Annotated in this window: 23 protein-coding genes and 1 tRNA gene; 12 read left to right on the top strand and 12 right to left on the bottom strand. The window is 61.8% G+C overall.

From position 1 onward, the window contains the following. Nucleotides 1-63 precede the first annotated feature (63 nt). From FQ320_RS02845 to nudC, 4 genes are all read right to left on the bottom strand, one after another. On the bottom strand, nt 64-3,552 hold the full coding sequence (locus FQ320_RS02845; protein ID WP_255509344.1) for a chromosome segregation SMC family protein: 3,489 nt from the start codon (nt 3,550-3,552) through the stop codon (nt 64-66). Between the two features lie 115 nt (nt 3,553-3,667). Continuing rightward, on the bottom strand, nt 3,668-3,979 hold the full coding sequence (locus FQ320_RS02840) for a hypothetical protein (RefSeq protein ID WP_148469837.1): 312 nt from the start codon (nt 3,977-3,979) through the stop codon (nt 3,668-3,670). 145 nt (nt 3,980-4,124) lie between these two features. Continuing rightward, on the bottom strand, nt 4,125-4,592 hold the full coding sequence (locus FQ320_RS02835; protein ID WP_148469835.1) for an SRPBCC family protein: 468 nt from the start codon (nt 4,590-4,592) through the stop codon (nt 4,125-4,127). Between the two features lie 45 nt (nt 4,593-4,637). Continuing rightward, entirely contained in the window at nt 4,638-5,600 is a 963-nt protein-coding gene (gene nudC, locus FQ320_RS02830) for an NAD(+) diphosphatase (RefSeq protein ID WP_148470267.1), read from the bottom strand. Between the two features lie 234 nt (nt 5,601-5,834). Between nudC and FQ320_RS02825 the strand changes: the two genes are divergently transcribed. Together FQ320_RS02825 and FQ320_RS02820 are read left to right on the top strand one after the other, a co-directional pair. Continuing rightward, nucleotides 5,835-7,826: a bifunctional 2',3'-cyclic-nucleotide 2'-phosphodiesterase/3'-nucleotidase gene (locus FQ320_RS02825; RefSeq protein WP_255509343.1), complete on the top strand. Its 1,992-nt coding sequence runs from the start codon at nt 5,835-5,837 to the stop codon at nt 7,824-7,826. Between the two features lie 215 nt (nt 7,827-8,041). Next, on the top strand, nt 8,042-8,494 hold the full coding sequence (locus FQ320_RS02820; protein WP_148469833.1) for a YtoQ family protein: 453 nt from the start codon (nt 8,042-8,044) through the stop codon (nt 8,492-8,494). Between the two features lie 72 nt (nt 8,495-8,566). On the opposite strand, the gene FQ320_RS02815 is transcribed toward FQ320_RS02820, so the two are convergent. After that, complete coding sequence (locus tag FQ320_RS02815; protein ID WP_148469831.1) at nt 8,567-9,265, bottom strand: glutathione S-transferase family protein; 699 nt, start codon at nt 9,263-9,265, stop codon at nt 8,567-8,569. A 139-nt stretch (nt 9,266-9,404) separates the two neighbouring features. Here FQ320_RS02815 and mscL point away from each other — a divergent pair, with 139 nt between their 5' ends. Further along, on the top strand, nt 9,405-9,836 hold the full coding sequence (gene mscL / locus FQ320_RS02810) for a large conductance mechanosensitive channel protein MscL (RefSeq protein ID WP_148469829.1): 432 nt from the start codon (nt 9,405-9,407) through the stop codon (nt 9,834-9,836). Nucleotides 9,837-9,971: 135 nt separating this feature from the next. On the opposite strand, the gene FQ320_RS02805 is transcribed toward mscL, so the two are convergent. Both FQ320_RS02805 and FQ320_RS02800 read right to left on the bottom strand, forming a co-directional pair. Beyond that, on the bottom strand, nt 9,972-10,331 hold the full coding sequence (locus tag FQ320_RS02805; protein ID WP_148469827.1) for a DUF1294 domain-containing protein: 360 nt from the start codon (nt 10,329-10,331) through the stop codon (nt 9,972-9,974). A gap of 70 nt (nt 10,332-10,401) precedes the next feature. Next, entirely contained in the window at nt 10,402-10,884 is a 483-nt protein-coding gene (locus FQ320_RS02800; protein WP_148469825.1) for a lytic transglycosylase domain-containing protein, read from the bottom strand. 244 nt (nt 10,885-11,128) lie between these two features. On the opposite strand from FQ320_RS02800, the gene FQ320_RS02795 reads away from it, so the two are divergent. Together FQ320_RS02795 and FQ320_RS02790 are read left to right on the top strand one after the other, a co-directional pair. Next, nucleotides 11,129-11,638: a DUF992 domain-containing protein gene (locus FQ320_RS02795; RefSeq protein ID WP_148469823.1), complete on the top strand. Its 510-nt coding sequence runs from the start codon at nt 11,129-11,131 to the stop codon at nt 11,636-11,638. Between the two features lie 4 nt (nt 11,639-11,642). Further along, complete coding sequence (locus FQ320_RS02790; protein ID WP_148469821.1) at nt 11,643-12,053, top strand: DUF4112 domain-containing protein; 411 nt, start codon at nt 11,643-11,645, stop codon at nt 12,051-12,053. 87 nt (nt 12,054-12,140) lie between these two features. Here the strand turns inward: FQ320_RS02790 and rpsU are convergent, their stop codons facing one another. Continuing rightward, nucleotides 12,141-12,347 (bottom strand): 30S ribosomal protein S21, encoded by a 207-nt coding sequence (gene rpsU / locus FQ320_RS02785; protein WP_148469819.1) that lies wholly within the window; start codon nt 12,345-12,347, stop codon nt 12,141-12,143. Nucleotides 12,348-12,827: 480 nt separating this feature from the next. Between rpsU and FQ320_RS02780 the strand changes: the two genes are divergently transcribed. The 3 genes from FQ320_RS02780 to FQ320_RS02770 all read left to right on the top strand — a co-directional run bounded on the left by FQ320_RS02780 (nt 12,828) and on the right by FQ320_RS02770 (nt 15,651). Next, complete coding sequence (locus FQ320_RS02780; RefSeq protein ID WP_148469817.1) at nt 12,828-13,511, top strand: COQ9 family protein; 684 nt, start codon at nt 12,828-12,830, stop codon at nt 13,509-13,511. A 24-nt stretch (nt 13,512-13,535) separates the two neighbouring features. Beyond that, nucleotides 13,536-14,528, top strand: a complete 993-nt coding sequence (locus FQ320_RS02775) for an NAD(P)H-quinone oxidoreductase (protein WP_148470263.1) — start codon at nt 13,536-13,538, stop codon at nt 14,526-14,528. A 157-nt stretch (nt 14,529-14,685) separates the two neighbouring features. Next, nucleotides 14,686-15,651, top strand: a complete 966-nt coding sequence (locus FQ320_RS02770) for a DUF808 domain-containing protein (protein ID WP_148469815.1) — start codon at nt 14,686-14,688, stop codon at nt 15,649-15,651. A 57-nt stretch (nt 15,652-15,708) separates the two neighbouring features. Here FQ320_RS02770 and FQ320_RS02765 read toward each other — a convergent pair whose 3' ends face one another. Continuing rightward, nucleotides 15,709-16,356: a ribonuclease T2 gene (locus tag FQ320_RS02765; protein ID WP_148469814.1), complete on the bottom strand. Its 648-nt coding sequence runs from the start codon at nt 16,354-16,356 to the stop codon at nt 15,709-15,711. Nucleotides 16,357-16,489: 133 nt separating this feature from the next. Here FQ320_RS02765 and FQ320_RS02760 point away from each other — a divergent pair, with 133 nt between their 5' ends. The 4 genes from FQ320_RS02760 (at nt 16,490) to FQ320_RS02745 (ending at nt 20,438) form a co-directional block, all read left to right on the top strand. After that, the gene (locus FQ320_RS02760) at nt 16,490-17,254 is read left to right on the top strand and encodes a DUF1013 domain-containing protein (RefSeq protein ID WP_148469812.1); all 765 of its coding nucleotides are present in this window, start codon (nt 16,490-16,492) and stop codon (nt 17,252-17,254) included. Between the two features lie 162 nt (nt 17,255-17,416). Next, entirely contained in the window at nt 17,417-18,382 is a 966-nt protein-coding gene (gene glpX, locus FQ320_RS02755; RefSeq protein ID WP_148469810.1) for a class II fructose-bisphosphatase, read from the top strand. 124 nt (nt 18,383-18,506) lie between these two features. Beyond that, complete coding sequence (recJ, locus tag FQ320_RS02750) at nt 18,507-20,279, top strand: single-stranded-DNA-specific exonuclease RecJ (RefSeq protein WP_148469808.1); 1,773 nt, start codon at nt 18,507-18,509, stop codon at nt 20,277-20,279. Between the two features lie 84 nt (nt 20,280-20,363). After that, nucleotides 20,364-20,438: transfer RNA gene (locus FQ320_RS02745), tRNA-Glu, on the top strand. 397 nt (nt 20,439-20,835) lie between these two features. Here the strand turns inward: FQ320_RS02745 and FQ320_RS02740 are convergent. The 3 genes from FQ320_RS02740 to FQ320_RS02730 all read right to left on the bottom strand — a co-directional run bounded on the left by FQ320_RS02740 (nt 20,836) and on the right by FQ320_RS02730 (nt 24,044). Next, the gene (locus FQ320_RS02740) at nt 20,836-21,903 is read right to left on the bottom strand and encodes a glycine betaine/L-proline ABC transporter ATP-binding protein (protein WP_148469806.1); all 1,068 of its coding nucleotides are present in this window, start codon (nt 21,901-21,903) and stop codon (nt 20,836-20,838) included. A gap of 12 nt (nt 21,904-21,915) precedes the next feature. Further along, nucleotides 21,916-22,950, bottom strand: coding sequence for a proline/glycine betaine ABC transporter permease (locus FQ320_RS02735; RefSeq protein WP_148469804.1), 1,035 nt, complete (start codon nt 22,948-22,950; stop codon nt 21,916-21,918). 122 nt (nt 22,951-23,072) lie between these two features. After that, entirely contained in the window at nt 23,073-24,044 is a 972-nt protein-coding gene (locus tag FQ320_RS02730; RefSeq protein WP_187393753.1) for an ABC transporter substrate-binding protein, read from the bottom strand. Between the last annotated feature and the right edge of the window lie 4 nt (nt 24,045-24,048).

The following is a 24,048-nucleotide window of genomic DNA, read 5'->3' as shown; positions in this document are numbered from 1 at the left end:
AGAGGGCCGCGCATGTCGCGGCCCTTTTTTGTTTACGGATAGATTCTTTGATTACCAGTTGGTTCAGGCCACCAGCGCCTCGGCATTTTTCAGATCGACCGACACCAGCTGACTGACCCCCTGTTCACCCATTGTGACCCCGAACAAGCGATCCATGCGCGCCATCGTCACCGCATGGTGGGTGATGATCAGAAACCGGGTTTCAGTCTGGCGGGTCATTTCATCCAACAGGTCGCAGAAGCGGGTCACGTTGGCGTCGTCAAGCGGCGCATCCACCTCGTCCAGCACACAGATCGGGGCGGGGTTGGCCAGAAAAACCGCAAAGATCAGCGCCATCGCCGTCAGCGTCTGTTCGCCCCCGGACAGCAGCGACAGCGTTGACAGCTTCTTGCCCGGCGGCTGACACATGATCTCCAGTCCCGCGTCCAGCGGATCGTCGGATTCGATCAGTTCCAGCCGCGCCTCACCCCCGTTGAACAGGTGGGTGAACAGCATCGAGAAGTTGGAATTCACCTGTTCGAACGCGGTCAGCAGCCGTTCGCGTCCTTCCTTGTTCAGAGCGGCGATGCCGGTTCGCAGAGCGCGGATCGCATCCTCAAGATCGGCCTTTTCGCGGACCAGCAGATCATGTTCGCCCTGCACCTCTTGCGCGTCCTCTTCGGCGCGCAGGTTGACGGCGCCCAGTGAATCACGCTGGCGTTTCAGCCGGTTCACCTCGGCCTCGATCTGTTCTGCGGGGGGCATGGCATCGGGATCGGCACCCAGCGTGTCGAGCAATTGCTGCGGTGTGATCTCCAACGCCTCATCAATGCGGTCGACCGCCTGTGTCACCGTACCGGTGGCAGCCTCGGCCCGGGCTTCGGCGGCGGCGCGGGCTTCGCGAGCCTCGCCGGCGGCGCGTTCACTGTCGCGTTCGGCCTGAACGGTCGAGCGGGCGGCGGCCTCGCCAGCCGCAAGAGCATCGCCTGCAGTCCGGCGGCGATCGATTGCGACATCGAGGGAGTCCGAGAGCGCGACGCGCTTTTCAGCGATTTCTGCGGGCTGGCCGCTGGCCCGGTCCAGATCGGCGGCGGCGGCGGCGCGGCGCTGATCCAGATCGGCCATGCGTTTGCCTGCCGTGTCCAATCGCGCCAACCAACCGGTCAGTTCCTTTTCCACCGCCGCCGCCCGTTTGGTGCGCGCTTCGCCGTCGCGACGCAACTCGTCATGGGCCGACCGACGTTGCAGCATCGTCAGGCGCGATGCCTCGACGGTCATTCGCACATCGGCGATTTCACCGCGCGCGGCGGACAGATCGCCCAGTTCGGCGACTGTGGCCTCGGCCTCGGCCAGACGGGTGCGGGCGGTGTTGGCATCTTCTTCGTGCCGGGCAACGGCCTGTCTCGCGCTTTCCTGCTTGCCCGCCGCGATGGTGCGGTCGGCCTCGGCCCGGCTTTGTGCGCGTGACGCATCGGCCAGTTGACGGTCGGCGTCACGCCGGGCTTCGCGTGCGTCGCGGTCCGCCCGGGTCAGCGCGTCAAGTTGCTGTTTCAGCATCTCATGCGCGCGTTCTGCCCCATCGGCCCGGGCCAGCGCGCGCTCCATCTCCTGCTTCAGCGACTCGAGACGATTCATCTGCTGGAGCCGCAGGGTCGCCGCGCTGGGTGCATCGTCGGCGCCAGCGCGGAACCCGTCCCAGCGCCACAGATCGCCCTCGGTGCTGACCAGCCGCTGCCCGGGGTGCAGCGCCGCCTGCATCTGCGTACCCTCTTCGCGGGGAACGATACCGATCTGGCCGATCCGCCGCGTCAGTACATCGGGCACCCGCACATGATCGGCCAGGGACGGGATGCCTTCGGGCAGCGGTTGTGTCGTGCCATATCCGGGCAACGGTGCCCAACCCGACGCCCCGGCAGGCCCGATGGCAGGCGCCCGCAGATCATCGGCCAGCGCCGCCCCAAGCGCCAGCTCATAGCCGGGTGTGACCGTCAGCAAATCCATCACCTGCCCGCCCTCGGCGGTGTCCCGGTTGACCAGCTTGGCGAGCGCGCCCGCTTCGGCCTTGATCGCGCCAAGCTCGCCGGCAGCGGAGGACCGTTCGGCCCGCGCCTCTGCCTCAAGCGATTGCGCTTCGATCTGCGCAGCGTCAGCCGCCAGCAGGGCCTCATCGGCGGCGGTGGCAAGATCGGTCGCCATCGTCGATGCATTGGCGGCGGCGTTCAGCGCATCTTCGGCGGTTTGCAGAGCGTCCTGCGTCGTGGCAACCGATTGCCGGGCCAGTGCGGCCTCGCGCTCGGCCCGGTCGCGGGTACGGGAGGTGTCTTCGACCAGACGATGCGCCGATTGGTGACGGGCGGACAGGCGGGCGACGTCTTCTGTCAATTGCGCAAGGGCGGATTCACGCGCGGTCAGGATATCGCCTGCCGCGTCCGAGGCGGCTTCAGCGATGCTCAGGCGCTCGTCGTGGCCGTCCTGTTCTCGGGCCAGTTCCGCGGATTCCGCCTGCAGTGCGGCGATGCTCTCGCCCGCGTCGCGGTTCAGCGCATCTTCGCGTGATCCGTCCTGATCCAACTGCGCAATACGGGTGCGCAGCCCGGCAACCCGCGCCCGCGCCTGACCTTCACGTTCGGTCAGCTGAGCCTGTTCGACTTCGAGCCGCTGAAGCACTGCGGCGGCGATCGCCTCTTCCTCGCGCAGGGGGGGCAGCGCGTCCTCGGCCCGTGCCCGGGCCTCCTCCGCTGTACGCGCGGCACGTTCCGCCTCGGACGCGGCGGAGGTTCGGGCACGCAGATCCGCCAACGCAGCGGCGCGGGCCACATCCGCCTCGCGCCAGCGACGGTACAATAACAGCCCTTCGGCCTGCCGCAATTGCGCGCCGATTTCGCGATAGCGCGCCGCCTGTCGTGCCTGCCGGGACAGTTGTGCCAACTGCGCCGCAAGGGCTTCGACCACATCATCGACCCGCAGCAGGTTCGTTTCGGCGCCCTTCAACTTCAACTCGGCCTCGTGGCGGCGTTGGTACAGCCCCGAGATCCCCGCCGCTTCCTCAAGAATGCGCCGCCGGGCCTTGGGCTTGGCGTTGATCAGCTCGGATATCTGCCCTTGCCGCACCAGCGCGGGCGAATGGGCCCCGGTCGACGCATCAGCGAACAGCATCTGCACATCGCGCGCCCGCACATCCCGCGCATTGGCCTTATAGGCCGAACCGGCATCGCGGGTGATCCGCCGTGTAACCTCGAGCATGTCCGAGTCGTTGAATCCAGCGGGCGCGCGGCGTTCGGAGTTGTCGATATGAAGCGCGACTTCGGCAAAATTGCGCGCGGGCCGGGTGGCCGCACCGGCAAAAATCACGTCCTCCATCCCGCCACCCCGCATGGCACTGGCGCGGTTTTCGCCCATCACCCAGCGCAACGCCTCGAGCAGGTTCGATTTGCCACAGCCATTGGGCCCGACAACGCCGGTGAGCCCTTCGGCAATCACCAGATCTGTCGGGTCGACGAAGGATTTGAAGCCGTTCAGTTTCAGGCGGGTAAATCGCAAGGCGGTGCTCGGGCTCGGGATCAGAAGCCGCATCCTGCCGTTTGCACTGCACCGAAGTCAACGCGCCAGCCATGGAACTCTGTGCGAAATTGCGCTTATCCACAGGCGATTACCGCAACGGAACCGGCGTTTGCCACGGCGCGGCGATCTATCCGTTGTCACACAGCACACGCGCGCGCTGAATCGCCTGATCGCCGGTCAGCGAACCCTTGCGCAGAACACATCCGGTGGCCTGTTCTATCGCCTGAGCGGCGCGCTCCATGATCGCGGATGCGCTTGGCCGCCATTCGCGGCTGGTGCGTATGGATTCCACCCGGTCGTCGCGCATCCGCACGCTGAACGTGGACGGGCCGATCGTCACCACGCGCATCGGCGCACCCTGAAACGCAATCGAAGGGCTGTCGCAGCCGAAGAGGACAGCAAGCAGAATGAAAAGGATGGCGAGACGGATTTCCAACATCGCCTCAGCCTGCCGCAATCTTAGTTAAGGATTGGTTAAGGATAAGCAAAGGAAAGGTGAAGCTTTCCATATGCGGATTGCCGGACACGGACTGCCGCCACGCCGGAGACTCGCGGCGCAGGTTAAAGTCGGCAACCGATCCGGTCTAAACCTCGGCCCGATACCGGTCTTCGATATCCGAAGCAAAAGTCGCCGCGCGATAGTCAAGCTTGCGCGACATGGCGGACTTTGCCAGTTTCAGCGATTGCATCAGAAGACGGGCGGTCATCGTTGTGGGCAGCAGTTCCAGCGACATGAACATACGGGTGGTCGCCTTGGACAGCGGCATCAGTTCAAGCTTCAGCACGATATCCAACCCGGCAGTGCTCCCCTTGATCACATAGCCGCCCGGCGCTTCAAACGACGCGACCCGCGCGTCGATTTCCCGGCTGCGACCGCGATAATCGAACCGGATCCGCCATGCCGTGCCTTCGCGCGCCGGTCCGGGCCCCTCGGTACGGGTGATATCGACGTTTCGGCGCAGCGCCTGACGTTCGAACACGGCGAAATCGCTTGCGGCCACAAAGACATATTGCTGCGGCGCCTCGATATCCTTGCGGGTGGTGAATTCCATCGTGACTGACCCTTGCCGGTTCCAATATCCGGCGTTGTTGTCCCTTTAATCCAGCCGATCTGCAACCCAGTTGGACAGAAGAAAACCAGCGATTGCGCCCTGTCGCGGTGCGCGGATACGCGGGTGTTCTCCGGCAAACACGCGGATCATTTCCTCGCGGGACAGCCACAGCGCCTCTTCGATCTCCTCGGGATCGACCGAGATCGTGTCATCCAGCGCCTCGCCACGACAACCGAACATCAACGATGCGGGAAACGGCCAGGGCTGACTGGACAGGTAGGACACGGCACCAACGCGGATGCCCGACTCCTCGAACACTTCGCGGCGAACCGCCGCTTCGATGCCTTCGCCCGGTTCGACAAACCCCGCCAAAAGCGAGAACATCCCCTCGGGCCAGCCGGGCGAACGCCCCAGCAGAACGGAATTGCCGCGGGTGATCAGCATGATCACCACCGGATCGGTGCGCGGAAAATGATGCGCCTTGCAGGCCGGGCAATCGCGCTGCCAACCTGCCATGCTCATCGTTGATTCGCTCCCGCATCTCGCACAGAACCGGTGCGTTGCGTGCCAGCCCAGCACCGCCTTGGCCGAAGCGATCAATTCGGCGTCCAGCGGAGACAGCCGAGTCATTGTGCCGCGCAACTCGGCAAATCTGGCTGTTTCGGGCAGATCGGGGTGGCGCTGTTCAGAAGGGTCGAAGAAATCGGTCAGGGTGTCGGGTAGACTGTCCGGCTCCCACATCGACAGGTCGACAGCGAACCGCGGGCCGCCGGCAAGGCCAAGGAAAACCGGTGGTCCGGCCTGGGCCAGGACGCGGTCCCCCGTCATCAACCATCCAGGCGCGCACCGTTCATTGGCAAGCTCAAACAACGGCTTGCCCCGCCAGATCGCCAAGGTCCGGGCCGCCGGATCCGCCAGCAGTTCGGCCTGCTTCCTGACGTTTCCCCGCAACTCTGCGTGTCGCGCCAACGCGCCTCCACCGAATGTCACCGTCTCAGCCAGTTTCATCGTGCCCACCGCCCATTTCGCAAAGCCTTGCCCCATACCGGGCCTGCTCTTTCTGACCATGTCTGAGGATGTGGGTAAATGCACCACAACGGAAAAATGCGCCGCCTCAACCTCAGGTGGAATTGACAGAACGCCACCCGCCCCGCACTAGGCAAGAACTCGCCTATTCTTTTTTGCGTGAAAGACTGTCATGATCCGTCTCGTTTGTTCCTTAGCCAGCGTCAGGAGCCTGCCATGCAACTGCGCAAGATCAGCCGAGCCGCCGAGCACATGACCCGACGTCAAATTCTGCATGCGGGCATCGCCGGGGCAACACTGGTGATGATCCATCCGTTTTCCGCCCGTGCCGCCGCCGGTCAGGCGCATCTGCGGCTGATGGAAACCACCGATCTGCATGTGCATGTCTTCCCCTATGATTATTATGCGGACAAGGCTGTCGATACTGTCGGTCTGGCGCGTACCGCCGCCCATGTGGCCGACATCCGCGCCGAGGCGGCAAATTCGCTGTTGCTGGACAACGGTGACTTTCTTCAGGGCAATCCGATGGGCGATTACATCGCCTATGAACGCGGGATGAAAGAAGGCGATGCGCACCCGGTCATCACAGCGATGAATGCGGTGGGTTTTGATGCCTCGACCCTTGGCAACCACGAGTTCAACTATGGGCTGGATTTCTTGCTGAAATCGCTGGCCGGGGCCGAGTTTCCGGTCATTTCGGCCAATGTGGTCAAGGCGCAGGGTGCGGATCCGACCAAGGACACGCCGCTGGTCCGGCCCTATGTGATTCTTGAGCGGATGCTGACTGATGGCACCGGAGAAAAACACCCGATCAAGGTCGGGCTGATCGGATTTGTCCCGCCGCAGATCATGAACTGGGACAGAAAGCATCTGGAGGGCAGCGTGACCGCCCGCGACATCGTCGCCACCGCCCGCGCCTGGGTGCCGCAGATGAAGGAAGAAGGCGCCGACATCATCATCGCCCTGTCCCATTCGGGGATCGGCGCCGCCGAAGCCAGCGATGGGATGGAGAATGCCAGTACCGCGCTTGCCATGGTTGAAGGGATCGACGCGATCCTGACCGGCCATTCGCATCTGGTGTTTCCCGGCCCCGCCTATGCCGATTTTGCCGGTGTGGACGCGGAAAAGGGAACGCTGCACGGCAAACCGGCCACCATGGGCGGGTTTTGGGGCAGCCATCTGGGCGTGATCGATTTGATGCTGGAACGTGATGGCGGGGGCTGGCGCATCGCCGCCCATGAAAGCACGACCCGGCCGATTTCAGTGCGAAACGAGGATCGGTCGGTTTCGGCCCTGGTTGAAAGCGTGCCCGCAGTGCTTGCCTCGGTTCAGGCTGACCATGATGCGACGCTGAAATATGTCCGCCGCGCGGTGGGCAAGACGGCAGCGCCGATGCACAGCTATTTCGCGCTTGTGGCCGATGATCCGTCAGTTCAGATCGTTAGTCAGGCCCAGATCTGGTATATCGAACAGATGATGGCGGGCACCGAATACGCAGGGCTGCCGGTCCTGTCGGCGGCGGCACCCTTCAAGGCCGGGGGCCGGGGCGGCCCAGAGTATTATACCGATGTTCCCGTCGGAGATGTGGCGATCAAGAACGTCGCCGATCTATATCTTTATCCCAACACGGTGCGGGCGGTAAAAATCGACGGCGCGCAGTTGAAAGGCTGGCTGGAGCGGAGCGCGGGCATGTTTCACAGGGTAACGCCCGGTGAGGCTGACCAGCCGCTGCTGGACCCGGATTTTCCCAGCTATAACTTCGATGTCATCGACGGCGTGACCTATCGCATCGACCTGTCCCAGCCGTCGCGCTTCGGCCCTCAGGGCGAGGCCGCCAATCCAGATGCCAGCCGGATCGTCGATCTGGCGTATAATGGTCAGCCGGTGACGGATGACATGGCGTTCATCGTCGCCACCAATAACTATCGCGCCTCGGGCGGCGGGGATTTTCCGGGTGCCAAGGGTGATACCATTGTGTTTGAGGGGCCCGACACAAACCGCGACGTGATTGTGCGTTATATCGTCGAACAGGGAACGATCAATCCCAAGGCCGATGGTAACTGGACCTTCGCGCCGCTGCCGGGCACGTCGGTGCTTTTTGACACCGGACCGGGCGGTGCCGCCCATGCCGCCTCTGTGTCGGGCGTGACGCTTGAGCCCGCAGGGGACGGCGACGACGGCTTTGCCCGGTTCCGGCTGATCCTTTAGGGCAGCCGTGCGGGGCATTCCTTGCGCGCCCAGTTCGCCCCTCCTTTGGCCGCCCGTCCTATTGTGTCGCATGACCGGAGAAGATATCCGCCGTTGCTACAAATTGCCTGCCGGATGACCCGCAGGCCCGTCCCGCGGTCGCTCCGCGCGAGGACGGACCGCAAGGGACGGAGGAGCGCCGCCTGCCAAGGCGGCACGGAATGAAAGGAAACTCCATGCTGAATGTCTATCTCTCGGGCGAAATTCACACCGATTGGCGCGAAAGGATCACCGAGGGCGCGAAAGGTCTGGACGTTGCGTTTAACGGCCCGGTCACCGATCACGCGGCCAGCGACGATTGCGGCGTCGCGATCCTTGGGGCCGAACCGGACAAGATGTGGCATGACCGCAAGGGCGCGAGCATGAACGCAATCCGCACCCGCAAGGGGATCGCCGATGCCGATGTCGTCGTTGTGCGCTTTGGCGATCAATACAAGCAATGGAACGCGGCCTTCGATGCAGGCTATGCCGCCGCGTTGGGAAAATCACTGATCGTGCTGCATGGTCCCGACCACGCCCACGCTTTGAAAGAAGTCGACGCAGCGGCTTTGGCCGTGGCCGAAACCCCCGAACAGGTGGTTGATATCCTGCGTTATGTACTGACCGGCACATTGCCCGCACAGGGTTAAACCTCGACAGACAGGGTTGGACAGACCGGAATGCGCCGCTTTTCAGGGGCGCATTCCGATCTCGTCATGCAATCAGTCGCGCGGCGGGATATTCTTTGCCCGGTCTACTGCCGGACGGGCATAAAACCTGTCCTTCCACGCGACAAGATTTTCGTGGCTGCCCCAGCCAAGATCATCCTGCACCCCATAGTATTCCAGCCCGTTCAGCCAGGGCAGGATGGCGATATCGGCGATAGAAAATTCGCCGGTGATCCATTCTTTGCCCTGCATTTCCTTTTCCAGCACGGCCAAAAGCCGTTTTGCCTCGTTGAGATAGCGCTGGCGCGGGCGCGGATCCTCAATCTCGGCCCCGGCGAACTTCGAGAAATACCCGAGTTGCCCGAACATCGGCCCCACACCGCCCATCTGGAACATCAGCCATTGGATCGTCCGGGCCTTATCCGAACCCGTACGTCCGATTAGCTGACCGGACTTTTCCGCCAGATAGATCAGGATCGCACCGCTTTCGAACAATCCCAGAGGCGTGCCATCCGGCCCGTTCGGGTCGATGATCGCCGGGATCTTGTTGTTCGGATTCAGTGATAGAAACTCGGGCGAACGGACATCGGCGTCCGACAGCGTCACCCTGTGCGCCTCATATGGCAGGCCGGTTTCTTCCAATGCGATCGAGACCTTGACGCCGTTCGGGGTCGGAAAGGAATAAAGCTGGATGACATCGGGATTGGCGGCGGGCCAGCGACGGGTGATTGGAAAAGCGGAAAGATCGGCCATTTCATACTCCTTGGACGTGTCTGAGTGACAGATAGGCTCGATCCCTCTGGGAACAAACCTCTCAAGACTGAGTGTTTTGATGCTATAAACTGTGCAGCAGCGAACAATCGCGGCGGAACACAATTCTGTGGGGACAGAAATGATCAACGAATTCAAAGATTTTATTGCCAAGGGCAACGTGATGGACCTGGCGGTGGGTATCATCATCGGGGCCGCGTTCACCGCGATCGTATCATCCCTGGTGGGTGATCTGATCAATCCGATCATCGGTCTGGTACTGGGCGGCGTGGATTTCACCAGCATGTATCTCGTGCTGTCGGGCGTGGTGCCTGAGGGTATCGGGCTGGAACCGGCGCGGGAATCCGGCGCTGCGATCTTTGCCTATGGCGCTTTCATTACCGCATGCATCAATTTCCTGATCATCGCTTTCGTGGTGTTCATGCTGGTCAAATTCGTCAACCGGATCAAATCCACAGCGGAACGGCCCGACGACGTCGCGCCCGAGGTCAAGACCGGCCCGTCGGAACTGGACGTGCTTCTGGAGATTCGCGATTCGCTGAAAACGCGCTGATCCGTCTGTGACTGCACAGGAAAGGGCCCGCCCGGCGCGGGCCTTTTGCACGGCCTTCAGTCACCGGCGGCCTGCGTGCTGCGCACCCTGCGACAGACGACCCGCATCTTGACCGCCCCGGCCAGACCGTCGCGGTCAATCAGACCTTTCGGATTGACGCGTCACGGAATGGGCAGGCGTGAGTTCTTTCGCTGCCCCCAAAGACGCCCAGAGCGTCATCGCCCCACCGATCAACATCAATTGGATCACCGGGACGGTGTTCAACTGCCGGGCAAAGGGCATCTTGCGCGTCTTGTGATGCAACAGGTGCTGGGCCAGCTTCGCCCCCGGCCAGCCACCGATCAGAGCCAAAAACAACAGCCGCGATTCCGGAACCCGCCATGCGCCGAACCGGGCGCGTGATTTGTCCCAGGCATAGACGGCAAACGTGACCGGATTGACCACGGCGATCCAGAGCAGAAGCAGCAGTACCCATGCGGGAAGGGTTTCGATCATTACGGGACCGGTTGAGAGAACCATCAGCTTTGGCGCCCCCAAGTCGCAATAATTGGCCCGGGACCGACGATCAGCCCTTCAATCCGGTTTGCACCAACAGGCCACGGCTTTTCGCCTCGTAATAATATCCGCGTGAATACCAGCCGACAGCGGCATCGCGGCTGCCGTCCGACACCATCCAGGCGCCACGCAGGTACTTTGCCGCATACTTCAGGTTGGTTTCGGCATCCAGAAGATCAGAAGGGTCGCCGCGGTGCCCCATGGTGCGCGCGGTGGTCGGATGGATCTGCATCAGGCCATAATACGGCCCATTGCGCGCAGTAGGCTGATAGCTGCTTTCCCGTTGCACGACCCGATGCACCAGGTCGACGGGAATATCGTAAAGATCGGCGTATTGCGCGATCATAGCGTTCAGATACGCCGGTCCGTCCGAAGTCGCACGGCGTGTCGCCGAGGCGTCGGACCCCGGCCCACGACTGCCACAAGAGGCGAGCGCCGTGCACAAGACAAGGGCGACAGCGACCGCCCGGGAAAGAACAAAAGATCGCACCATGATCTGACTCCGCCAAAGGATTATTTCCATTGCCCGGGTATTGCTAATTCAATTTTCCCCGCGTGTCGCGCGTCGATTGGCACCGGTCCGGCAAAGTTCCGCCGATCCGTAAAAGGAATTTCTGGAACCATAAGCCCCTGTCACCGCTTTCTTTACCAACCCGGATCATGAACAGGCGCCCCGCCGGAGCGCCTGGGCGGATCGAACCGCCCGGACCTGTGACCGGAATGAAAGGACGACCATTATGAAACTGACCCGAACATTCGCCATCGCCACTGCCTGTGCCGCAACCATCGGCTCCCCCGTATTGGCGCAAGCCACCCAACCCGTGCAGGTCGAAACTGTCGAAACCGGATCGACGATCGGATTTCTGGAATGCACGGTCGAAGGCGGGTTCGGCCTGCTTATCGGATCGTCGCGTGAGGCTGTCTGCACCTTTGACCAGGCCGAAGGCGAAGATCAGGTCTATCTCGGACAGATCGACAAACTGGGCGTGGATATCGGCATTTCCGGCGAAAGCTATATGAAATGGGTCGTGGTTCAGGCGTTGGATCATGCACCCGAAGATCTGACGCTTGACGGCACATATGTCGGCGTGTCGGCGGATGCATCGGTCGGAATCGGCTTTGGCGCAAACGCTCTGGTCGGCGGAAGCGACAAGTCCATCGGCTTGCAGCCGCTGAGCGTCGAAGGAAAAACAGGACTGAACGTTGCCGTCGGCCTTACCTCGATGACACTGACATCGGTGGAGTGACCGGATGTTTCCGTCCGGGCCGGAAGCTGATGAAGTAACTGGACCGGACCCCGCGCTGGCGAGTGAGCTGGCGCGGGTGGACCAGATCGCGCGTCTGCTTGACGCGCGATTTCGCGTGTTCGGACTGCGGTTCGGTTGGGATGGGATTGTCGGGCTTGTGCCCGGTGTCGGAGATGTTCTGACCGCCGCACCCGCGGCATGGATCGTCTGGCGGGCGTGGAAACTGGGCGTTCCGCGGTCGGTTCTGACGCGGATGGGGATCAACTGGGGGCTGGATTTCGCGCTTGGATCCGTGCCGATTGCGGGTGATATTTTCGACATGGCGTTCAAGGGAAACCTGCGCAACGCTCATCTGTTGCGGCGTGAAATTCAGGCGCAAATTCAAGCCGGTCGTCAACCCGCTGGTCTCCGATGAACCGATTGCCGGAAAAAACGAAACCCCCGCGCTTTCGCCCGGGGGTTCAATTGAAGGCGACCGGAGCCGCCCCAATATTCTGACAGATTACATCCCGTTCTCGCGTTGTGCCTTTTTACGGGCAAGCTTGCGGGCACGACGGATCGCCTCGGCCTTCTCACGCGCTTTTTTCTCAGAGGGTTTTTCGAAATGTTGCTTAAGCTTCATCTCACGAAAAACGCCCTCACGCTGGAGCTTTTTCTTCAGGGCACGAAGCGCCTGATCGACGTTGTTGTCACGAACACTGACCTGCATGTGGTTTTCACCACCTTTCTAGTAAGAGTTGCATGGATTTGCAGGAGCGCGGCACCTAGCACAGATTGCGCCACCTGTCTATTCGTCACGCCATAAACCGCGCTAATAATATACTTAACGGAATTTTAGCTTTGTTGATCCTGAATGCGGGTTTTCGCGGCGAGGAGTCATCCACCATGTAGAACGAAGTGCAAACGGGTGATTTCGCGCCTTGGCTCAACCAGCGTTAAAAGCCGCCGGTCGGGGGTGCCTGGTGTTTTCCTGTTCGCTGCTCCATGCCGTATCACGCTTTATACGTTCCTGCCGTACCTTTATGATGATCCAGCGGCGCGGCTCCGCGAACGGAACGCAGGCTTTTTCGGGCACGGGGACACTGCCGTGAAGTAACCGCAGGGGATGGCGGGCAATTGGGCGCAAGGGGCGTGGAACCCGGCGTCATCCATGCTAGATCATCTCCTGTGCAACAGCGAAGGACATGCCATGGCCGATCCATCCACTGACCTGCTGAACGCCGCCCTGCCCCATGTCGCCTTTGACGGGTGGAGCGACGCGACCCTTGCCGCCGCTGCCCGCGACACTGACCTGCCCTTGGCGATGGCCAAGGCGCTGTTTCCCCGGGGCGGTGTCGATCTGGCGATGGCGTATCACCGGGCGGGCGATGCCGCGATGCTGGCGCGGATCAAACGCGAACCGCTGGGCGAAATGCGGTTCCGCGACCGTATCGCCGCCGCTGTGCGATTCCGGCTTGAGACAATCGAAGATCGCGAAGCGGTGCGGCGGGGCACGACCCTGTTCGCACTGCCCCAGCATGCCGCCGACGGTGCCCGCGCGTTGTGGGAAACCGCCGATCACATCTGGACCGCGCTGGGTGACACCTCCGAGGATATCAACTGGTACACCAAACGCGCCACGTTGTCGGGGGTTCATGCGTCCACCGTGCTGTTCTGGCTGGGCGACGACAGCCCGGATCATCAGGCAACGTGGGAATTTCTCGACCGGCGCATCGACGATGTGATGACAATCGAAAAAATGAAAGCGGCGGTGAACAAGAACCCGGTTCTGCGCGGTCTGATGGCAGGCCCAAACTGGTTGCTGGGCCATGTCCGCGCCCCCACCCGCACCACCCGGACCGGCATGCCCGGAAGCTGGAACCGACCGAACTGAACGCCTAAGGAAACTGCGATGACCCTGCCCGACACGATGCAAGCCGTTGAAATATCGACCCCCGGAGGTCCGGAAGTTCTGCGCCCCGTCACCCGGCCGGTGCCCGCCCCCGGGAGCGGGCAGGTGCTGCTCCGGATTGCCTATGCCGGGGTGAACCGCCCCGATGCGTTACAGCGGGCGGGATCCTATGCGCCCCCCCCGACGGCCAGCGATCTGCCGGGGCTGGAATGCGCCGGAGTCGTGGCGGCGATCGGTCCCGGCGTGTCGGACTGGGCGGTGGGCGACCGGGTTTGTGCCCTGCTGCCCGGCGGAGGATATGCCGAATACGCGCTGTGCCCGGCGGCCCATTGCCTGCCGGTGCCCAAAGACATGGACCTGAAACAGGCCGCTTGCCTGCCGGAGACGTATTTTACCGTCTATTCCAACGTGATCACCCGGGGCGGGTTGTCGGCGGGCGAACGGTTTCTGGTGCATGGCGGATCGTCGGGCATCGGCACCACGGCAATCCAACTGGCCCGGATGTGGGGCGCACGGGTCTTTGCCACCGCCGGAACCGATGAAAAGTGCGAAACCTGCGCCGATCTGGGGGCCGAGGCGATCAATTACCGCGACTCCGACTTCGTGGAAATCCTGAAGGCCGAAGGCGGGGCGAATTTGATCCTCGACATGGTTGGCGGCGACTATATTCCGCGCAACGTCAAGGCGCTGGCTGATGACGGGCGGTTGGTGCAGATTGCCTTTCTGACCGGTCCGAAGGTCGAGTTGAACTTTGCACAGGTGATGATGCGCCGGCTGACGATCACTGGTTCCACCCTGCGCCCGCAATCGGATCTGGCCAAGGCACGGATTGCCGAGGGTCTGGTGCGCGATGTCTGGCCATGGCTCGACGCCGGACGGATCGCGCCGGTAATGGACCGCGAATTCGCGCTAAGCGATGCCGCCGGGGCCCATGCCCGGATGGAGGCCGGCGATCACATTGGCAAGATCGTGCTGCGGGTTGCCGGTGATGCGGTTTGAGGGCGTTTCATTGACCGCGTGACAGGCAGACATCGCAAAAATCGGTAAGGTGTCAGGCGTAAAAAGCTGCGCTTCGTCGGACCCTGTCGCGCATTTCCGCGTTGTGCGTCAGGGGCATCACGCTAGGTTGCGGTCCTGTATCAACGGAGATCGACACATGAGCGGACTGATCGCATTGCTGGACGACGTGGCGGCCATCGCCAAAGTGGCGGCGGCTTCTGTCGACGACGTCATCGGGCAGGCGGTCAAAGCCTCAAGCAAGGCGGCAGGCGCGGTGATCGACGATGCCGCCGTGACGCCAAAATACGTGCATGGCTTTTCGGCAGCGCGCGAGCTTCCCATTGTCTGGAGCATCGCCAAGGGGTCGATATTCAACAAACTTGTGATCCTTGTGCCGGTCGCGCTGTTGCTGGCGGAATTCGCACCCTGGGCAATCGCGCCATTGCTGATGTTGGGCGGTGCCTATCTGACCTTTGAGGGTGCAGAAAAGGTGTGGCATGCGGTCAACCCCGCCGATCACCACTCGGAAGACGTTCTTGCGGCCAAGATGCACGATGCCACGCTTGAAGAAAGAAAAGTGCGCGGGGCGATCAAGACCGATTTCATTCTCTCCGCCGAAATCATGACGATCATCCTCTCCGCCCTGCCGCCCGAAATCGGGTTTTGGCAGACGGCAGGGGCGCTGGCCGTCGCGGGATTGATCATCACATTCGCGGTCTATGGCGCGGTTGGGATTATCGTCAAGGCCGACGATCTTGGGCTGGCCATGGTGGCCAAGGGCCGGTTTGCGGTCACCCGGGCGGTCGGGCAGGCGATCGTGCGCGGCATGCCGGGGTTCCTGAAACTGCTGGTCATCATTGGCACGGCAGCGATGATCTGGGTCGGCGGTCAGATCATCGTTCACGGGCTGCACGAGTTGGGGTTTCACGCGCCGCAGGACTTTATCAACGACGTTGCCATGCAGGCCGTGGCCATGGCCGGAACCGCCCCGGCAGCGGTTAAATGGACGGTTACGGCGTTTCTGGACGGTATCGTCGGATTGGTGATCGGGATGTTGCTGATCCCGCTGGTCACCTTTGTGATCGCACCTGTGGCGGGGATGTTCAGCCGGGCATCAGAATAGTTGCGCGCGAATCAGGCTGTGCGCTTCTGGCTGTTCAAGAACCCGTCAGAGTTTTCCTCACGGAATTGGATCGAACAAGGCATCTTTCATGGTGCAATCACGCAGCACATCGCGCCCGCAAGGCACCGGGGTCAGGGTTTTCGACAGACACAGCCGCGCCTCGTTGATCCGACCGTCCTTACAGGTGATGGTGATCATATCGGGTTCCAGACCGGGATTGGCCTCGACGAAGGCCTGCTCCACCACTTTCGCGGGCAGTCTTACGGCGCGATCCAGCTTGCGAAACACCGGGGGTTTGGCCACGCTGTCAAAGGCGCGGCGCGCGGTGGCGAAATAATCGTTTGCCGATAACCCGGCGCAGCGTCCGTGTTTCTTCCACTGATACCAGGCCGCACCACCATCGCCCATCACATCGGCCATTGCCGCCGTCTGGCCGCGCGACGGATCGCGCGCAGTGGTGCGGCAATAGCTGGGATAGCCCCGATGGTTTTGCGGCCACAGCCCGTGCATCACCCATCCAAAGTCTGCATTTGCGGCACATTGCGCCGATCCGCGCCCGGCGCCTTCGGTCGCGCACCATGTGGGCGACCACGACAGCGACAGGACGTAATAGTCGAATTGCCCTGCCTTTTCGCCCTCGGCGGATGCGGGCAAAGGCGCGTGCGACAACAGGACAAACGCAAGCAACACAGCAAAAACGTGCATTTTCTCTTTTCTCCTGTGGCTTCGATGCGTATATCAAGGACAACTTCCCCGAAAACGAGGTGAGGGTCCAGCCGGACCAGCCGTTTTCCACGGCGCTAAATGCCGTTTGCGGGACCGCCAGAGGAGACTTGCGATGAACAAACCGATCATGGCCAAGGCCACCGCCGTCTGGCTGGTGGACAACACGACGCTCACCTTCCGGCAGGTTGCAGATTTCTGCGCCCTGCACGAGCTTGAGGTACAGGGCATCGCCGATGGCGATGTTGCCGCAGGGGTCAAAGGGTTCGACCCGGTGACCAACAACCAGCTGACGCAGGAAGAGATCACCAAGGCCGAGAAGGATCCGCTGCACAAGCTCAAGCTGAAATTCTATTCCGCCGCCGTCGGCGAGGAAAAGCGACGCGGACCGCGTTACACACCGCTGTCGAAACGGCAGGACCGTCCCGCCTCAATTCTGTGGCTGGTCAAGTTCCACCCGGAACTGAGCGACGGTCAGGTGAGCAAGCTTGTCGGCACCACCAAGCCGACAATCCAGGCGATCCGCGAACGCACCCACTGGAACATCAACAACATCCAGCCAATCGACCCTGTCGCACTGGGCCTGTGCAAACAGACCGAGCTGGATATGGCCGTGCAAAAGGCGAACACCAAAAAGGCCAAGGACGGCAGCGTGATGACCGACGACGAACGTCGCAAGCTGGTCAGCACCGAACAGAGCCTTGGCATGGATCCCGAAACGCGCATCCCCACAGCCATCGCCGGCCTTGAGACATTCTCGTTGTCCAGATCGAACGACGACGACGACGACAAGAACGACGATGTGCCGGACGCCGAGAGCTTTTTCAACCTGCCCGACGATCAGCCGGATGAGGATGAAGACGACGAGGATAAGCGCTGATCCTGCGCTTGGGTTGATTTGACACCTTTGCCCGGGGCACCATTGCGTGCCCCGGACTGCGCGAACTGATTTGCACATTGTTCGCGCCAACATCCTTGTGCCCTGCCATGCCCCCGCGCTAGACCGCTGGAAAGCACCCGCGCCAAACAAGGATTTGCCAAAATGACCGAAACCGTCGAATTTCATGACCGCATGCTATCGCTGGGTCTGGCCCGGGTATCCGAAGCTGCGGCGCTGGCCTCGGCCCGGATGATCGGGCGCGGAGATGAGAAGAAGGCGGATCAGGCAGCCGTCAACGCCATGCGCGAACAGCTGAACAAGCTGGACATCAAAGGTGTCGTCGTGATTGGCGAAGGCGAGCGTGACGAAGCGCCGATGCTGTTCATCGGTGAAGAGGTCGGCACCGGCAACGGTCCTGCCGTGGATATCGCGCTTGATCCGCTTGAAGGCACGACGCTGACCGCAAAAGACATGCCGAACGCCCTGACCGTGATTGCCATGGGCCCGCGCGGATCGATGCTGCACGCGCCCGACGTTTACATGGACAAGCTGGCCGTCGGCCCGGGATTCCGGCGCGGCGTGGTGACGATGGACATGTCGCCCGCCGAACGGGTGAACGCGCTGGCCGCCGCCAAAGGATGCAGCACCGACGACATCACGGTCTGTGTGCTCGAACGCGAACGCCACGAAGAAATGATTGCCGAACTGCGCACCACGGGCGCGGCGATCCGGCTGATCACCGATGGTGACGTTGCCGGAATCATCCACTGCGCCGAGGCCGAACGGACCGGCATCGACATGTACATGGGATCGGGCGGCGCTCCGGAAGGCGTTCTTGCCGCAGCCGCTCTGAAATGCATGGGCGGCCAGATCTTCGGCCGGTTGTTGTTTCGCAACGATGACGAAAGGGCCCGCGCGAAAAAGGCTGGCATCACCAACTTTGACCGGGTCTATACCTTGAACGACATGGTTACGGGCGATGTGATCTTTGCCGCCACGGGTGTGACCGACGGTTCTATCCTTGCCGGCATCAAGCGCGAACCGGGGTTCCTGACTGCCGAAACCATCCTGATGCGGTCGAAAACCGGATCCGTGCGGCGGATGACCTATCGCAATCCGACGAAATAACGTGTTGGTCCTGCCGATTGCTGCGCAAACTGCGACGCCCGGCAGGACACTTGTTTCGATCAGCGAAACGCCGCAGGCGGGGCGACGGATGTCCTGTCGGGCCGTGATTTGACAGGTTGAACGCATGATCCCTGCTGACCCGCCCTCTGCCGACATCCCGGCCTTTCTGGGTGTCGACTCGTCAATCACCGGACGGATCTGGCGTGGCCCCTCGGTCGAGGATGCACGCCAGGCCGAGGCGATGGAACAAGAGACGGGTCTGCCCCCTGCCCTGTCCGCTGTCATGGCCCGGCGCGGTGTCGCCCCCGCCGAGGTCGCTTCGTTTCTGGCCCCCGCCCTGCGCGACCTGCTGCCCGATCCGCTGACCCTGCGGGACATGGGCACCGCGACGGACAGGTTCCTGCAGGCGGTGAAGCAACGGCAGCGCATCGCGATCTTTGCCGATTATGACGTGGACGGCGGCGCCTCTGCCGCGCTGCTGATCTGCTGGCTGCGCGAAATGGGCGCCGCCGCGACCCTGTATATTCCCGACCGGATCGATGAGGGCTATGGCCCGAACGAGGCGGCGATGGCCGATCTGGCGGCAAAGCACGACCTGATCGTCTGTGTCGATTGCGGCACCCTTTCGCACGAACCGATCGCGGCGGCCAAAGCGGCAGATGTGATCGTGCTGGACCATCACCTGGGCGGCGAGGTGCTGCCCGATTGTGTCGCAGTGGTGAACCCGAACCGACAGGACGAAACCGGCGACCTGGGGCATCTCTGCGCCGCTGGAGTGGTGTTTCTGATGTTGGTCGAGGCCAACCGCCGGTTGCGCGGTGATGGGGTGACCGGCCCCGACCTGATGGCGATGCTTGATCTCGTGGCGCTGGCGACAGTGGCGGACGTAGCGCCGCTGACAGGGGTCAACCGCGCGCTGGTCCGTCAGGGGCTGGTGGTGATGGCGCGGCGGCAAAGACCCGGTCTGGTGGCGCTCTGCGATGTCGCCAAGATGGATACAGCGCCGAAACCCTATCACCTTGGTTTCCTGCTGGGGCCACGGGTGAATGCCGGCGGCCGAATCGGCGCGGCGGATCTTGGTGCACGCCTGCTGTCGACGGCGGATGATCACGAAGCGGCAGCGCTGGCCGAACGACTGGACCAGTTGAACACTGAACGTCGCGAGATCGAGGCGGCGGTGCGCGCCGCAGCCATGGTTCAGGCCGAGGCCCGCGGCGTGGACGGACCGCTGGTCTGGGCAGCGGGTGACGGCTGGCACCCCGGCGTGGTCGGCATCGTCGCCGCCCGGCTGAAAGAGGCGTTCAACCGGCCCGCCGTGGTGATCGGGCTGGACGACGGCATCGGCAAGGGTTCGGCCAGATCGGTTTCCGGCGTCGACCTCGGTTCGGTCGTTCAGCGGGTGGCGTCCGAGGGCCTGCTGCTGAAAGGGGGCGGTCACCGGATGGCGGCGGGCCTGACTGTGGCTGCCGACAAGCTGGAGCCTGCGATGGCCCGTATGGCAGAGCTGCTGGCCCGTCAGGGCGCAGGTCAAGGCGGCGCACAGGCGTTACGGCTCGACGGCGTGCTGATGCCCGGCGCAGCAACCCCTGAACTGGTAACGCAGCTTGAGCAGGCAGGCCCGTTCGGCATGGCCGCCCCCGCGCCCCGCTTCGCCTTTCCCGACTGCACGATCCACAGCGCCCGACGGGTTGGCGAGGCCCATCTCAAGGTATCATTCAGTGACGGACAGGGCCCGCGAATCGATGCCATCTGCTTTGGCGCTTTCGAAGGAGCGCTGGGAATTACCCTGTCCGAACTGCGCGGTCAGCGCGTTCATCTGGCCGGGCGTCTGGAAATCAACCAGTGGGGCGGGCGCAGCCGAGTCCAGTTGCGGCTTGAGGATGCGGCCCTCGCCTGACGCCATTCAATATTTCGCATTCAAACATGCAAATCACTCTTGCCACCGGTCCACAGTTTGCCTAGTTACCACCGCACCAACAGTGGCCCGTTCGTCTATCGGTTAGGACGCCAGGTTTTCAACCTGGAAAGAGGGGTTCGATTCCCCTACGGGCTGCCACTTTTTCTGTATCATATTATTATCCCCCACTTTTCTCGAGGATAATGTCTGACCGGCGATCAGGTTTGGACAAGGTTGTTCGGTTTTGTGCGATTCAACCGCGCCATTCCACGGATACCGAGGATCGCACGGCTCGCTTTCCTTGCATGGGTTGCAGAAAGTCCTGCCCTCATGGGCGGGATAAGCAACGATTTCCCATTCGCGGGCGCCATGTATTGGCTGGCCGCGTGGCATCCGCATCCCTCAATCCATGCTCCAGCAACGGACCTTGGAAAACCTATTCGCAAAGCCCGACAAAATGCTGCCGAACGGGCATCATGTGTCAATTTTCGCGCGAGCACCGGCTGAGTGCAGGTCACAGCCGAAGCGGCCCGCACCCTGCCGGAATTGCGCGCCTTTAACCGCTGCGGCGTGCGCTTTCCGGATCGTCCGATTTATCGGATGGGACCAGCGCGCGCACCAGACTCCGCATTTGCAGCACGCCGACGGCATCGCCCTGTTTCATCACACGGTAAGTGCGCCCCGTGTCGCCTTCGGACAGCGCGATCACCGATTCCAGCGTGTCGTCATGGTCGATCTCGCCGGCCATTTCGCCCGGGGCATCCGGTGTAGTTGCCATGATCGAACGCACACGCAGCACGCGGGCGCGGTTGATATCGCTTACGAAATCTTCGATATATGGGTCCGCCGGGTTCAGCAGGATATGCTGTGGCTCGCCCTGCTGGACAACGAAACCGTCTTTGAGGATCACCAGATGCTCGGCCAGTTTCAACGCTTCATCCAGATCGTGCGTGATGAACACCACCGTCTTTTGCAACTCGGCCTGCAGTTCGTTCAGCAGATCCTGCATGTCGGTACGGATCAGCGGGTCCAGTGCCGAAAACGCTTCGTCCATCAGCATGATGTCGGAATTGCTGGTCAACGCGCGGGCGATGCCCACCCGCTGCTGCATCCCGCCTGATAACTGGTGCGGATACTGCTCGCTCTGACCATGAAGACCGACCCGATCAAGCCATTTGCGGGCGTCGTCGGCATAGACACGTTCGCTCTGACCCTCGATCGAGGGCGCAAGCCCGGCGTTCTGCAAGACGGTCCGATGTGGCAACAGTGCGAATTTCTGGAACACCATCGACATCTTGTGCTGGCGCAGGTGCCGCAACTGTTTGTCGTTGTACTCCAGAATATTCTCGCCATCGACCCAGACTTCGCCCGCTGTCGGTTCGATCAACCGATTGAGGTGCCGGATCAGGGTCGATTTTCCTGACCCGGACAGACCCATGATCACCGTCGTTTTCCCGGCGGGCACGTCGACGTTGATATCGTTCAGGCCGAGCACATGATTGTGCTCTTCCAGCAGTTCGGTTTTGCCCATCCCGTCCTTGACGTATTGCAGGGCCGGTTCGGGGTCATCTCCGAAAACCTTGTAAAGGTGACGGATGGAGATCTTGTTCTCTTGCTTGGTCATGATGGCTTTCCCCTATCGCGCTTGGCTGGCGTTGATGCGGGCAAGCGCCGCCTTGGTCACGCGGTCGAGAATGATCGCAAGCAGAACGATGCCCAGACCGGACAGGAGGCCGACGCCAAGTTCGAGCGACCGGATACCGCGCAGCACCAGCACGCCCAGACCGGGGGCCGACACAAGCGATGCAATGACAACCATTGCGAGGCTCATCATGATTGTCTGGTTCACACCGGCCATGATGTTGGGCAGGGCCAGCGGGATCTGCACATTGAACAGCTTTTGGCTTTTGGTCATGCCAAAAGCGTCTGCCGCTTCGATCACGTCAGGGTCAACCAGACGGATACCAAGATCGGTCAGGCGGATCACCGGCACAATGGCGTAAAGGATGATCGCGATGCCATAGAGCTTTGGCTCGGTCACCGAAAACAGGAAGATCAGCGGGATCAGATACACAAACGGCGGCAAGGTCTGGAGCATGTCCAGAATCGGAATCATCACGCGCTGCACCCGGTCACTGCGCGACATGGCAATGCCGATCGGCACACCTAAAAGCACACATATGATCGCGCAGACAAATATGATCGCCAGAGTCTGCATCGTATAGTCATAGTAGTCGACAAAGGCGAGGAAGCCGAAACACAAGGCGACAAGCCCGACCAGGCTCATTGATCGCGCGACAACATAGGCAATCAGCATCAGCAGCGGGATCATGATGAACCACGGCACCGCCTGCATCACCCACAGCGCATCGTTCAACGCCCAGCTGAGCGGTTGGGTCAGCGGATCCACGATCACTTTCAAAGTGTCCTTGATGGCAAGAAAGCCTTCTTCCAGCCCGCTGGTCAGTTCGCGCGACTGAGGCACCTTGGCGCAAGCCTCGTGCAATGTATCAAGGGACGGAAACGGAGTATCCCAGGCCGAAACCACGGCCTCTTCGCCTGCGGTTTCGCCGAGCAGCTGCGCCATTGATGTCAAACCGCCGCCATCGCCGCCGCCGCCACACCAATCCTTAAGCCCAAGGCCGTTAAAAATGAAATCGTATGTCGCCATGTAGTCCTCTTTCGGGCCGGACTGCGGCCCATTCTTTCATCTGATAAGAAAACGCGACCGGCGATCCGAAGGATGCCGCGTCGCGCTACTATGGAGTTGTCGTGGCCTTGCGGCCCGGTCCGTCAGCCCCCCAACAGCTTGGACAACCGTGCACGTGCGTCGTCGTTCAGCCAATCGGCCCATATTTCCTTGTTGTTTGTCAGGAAATAGACTGCAGCCTCTTCGGTCGAAGCGTTGCTGTCACCTTTCCACGCCAGAAGCGCGCTCATCTCATCGGTCGGAAAGCTGAGCTTGCCCATCATTGCGGCCACTTCAGGCTCGCGCTCGACGAATGATGTCGTGGCAACTGTATAGACAAGGCTGGGCGGATAGGCGCTCGGCTTGGGATCGGCCACGTTCGGGTCCAGGTTTCCCTCATGCGCGTCGACATCAACGGCGCCGATGTCGACCATTGTCATGTCATAACGACCCATGATCGCTGTCGGTTCCCAATAATATCCGAACCACGGCTCTTTGTCTTCATAGGCAGCGGCAAGCGATGCGGCCAGCGTCTCGCCCGAACCGTGATCAAAAACCTCGATTCCGGCTGCGTCAAAGTCATAGGACCGCGCGATGTTATGGTTGATGATGCCACACACCCAACCGCCATCGGGGCAGTTGTTGAACCGGTTGCCGACCAGTTCGGGGTTGTCGATGATCCCCTGAATCGTTTTCAATTCGGGGTGCGCATCGGCAAGATAAGTGGGAATCCACCATGCCTCGACGCCGCCGGGCTCCAGCACTCTGGCCAGATCGACGATCACGCCATCGGCTTTCAGCTTGTCATAGGATGCGCCACCGGAATTGACCCAAAGCTCGGTGACGATATCGGGTTCGTTGTTCTCGGAAAGCGATGTCAGCGCCGGGATCGTGTCGGAGGGTACGCGGGTCACGTTGCAGCCGTAGCCCTGCTCCATCAGGAACGAAGCGATCTCGGTGGTGATGATGGCCGAGGCAAAAGTCATCTCGGTGATGGTAACTTCACCGCAGTCGGCGGCGGCAATTGAAGGGGCCGCAGCGGCAATCACGGTGGCGGACAGAATACGTTTTATCATAGCA

Source organism: Oceaniovalibus sp. ACAM 378, assembly GCF_008085915.1.
Lineage (GTDB): Bacteria > Pseudomonadota > Alphaproteobacteria > Rhodobacterales > Rhodobacteraceae > Oceaniglobus.
Note: the sequence above shows the minus strand (reverse complement) of the source record. Positions and strands in the feature narration are given on the sequence as shown.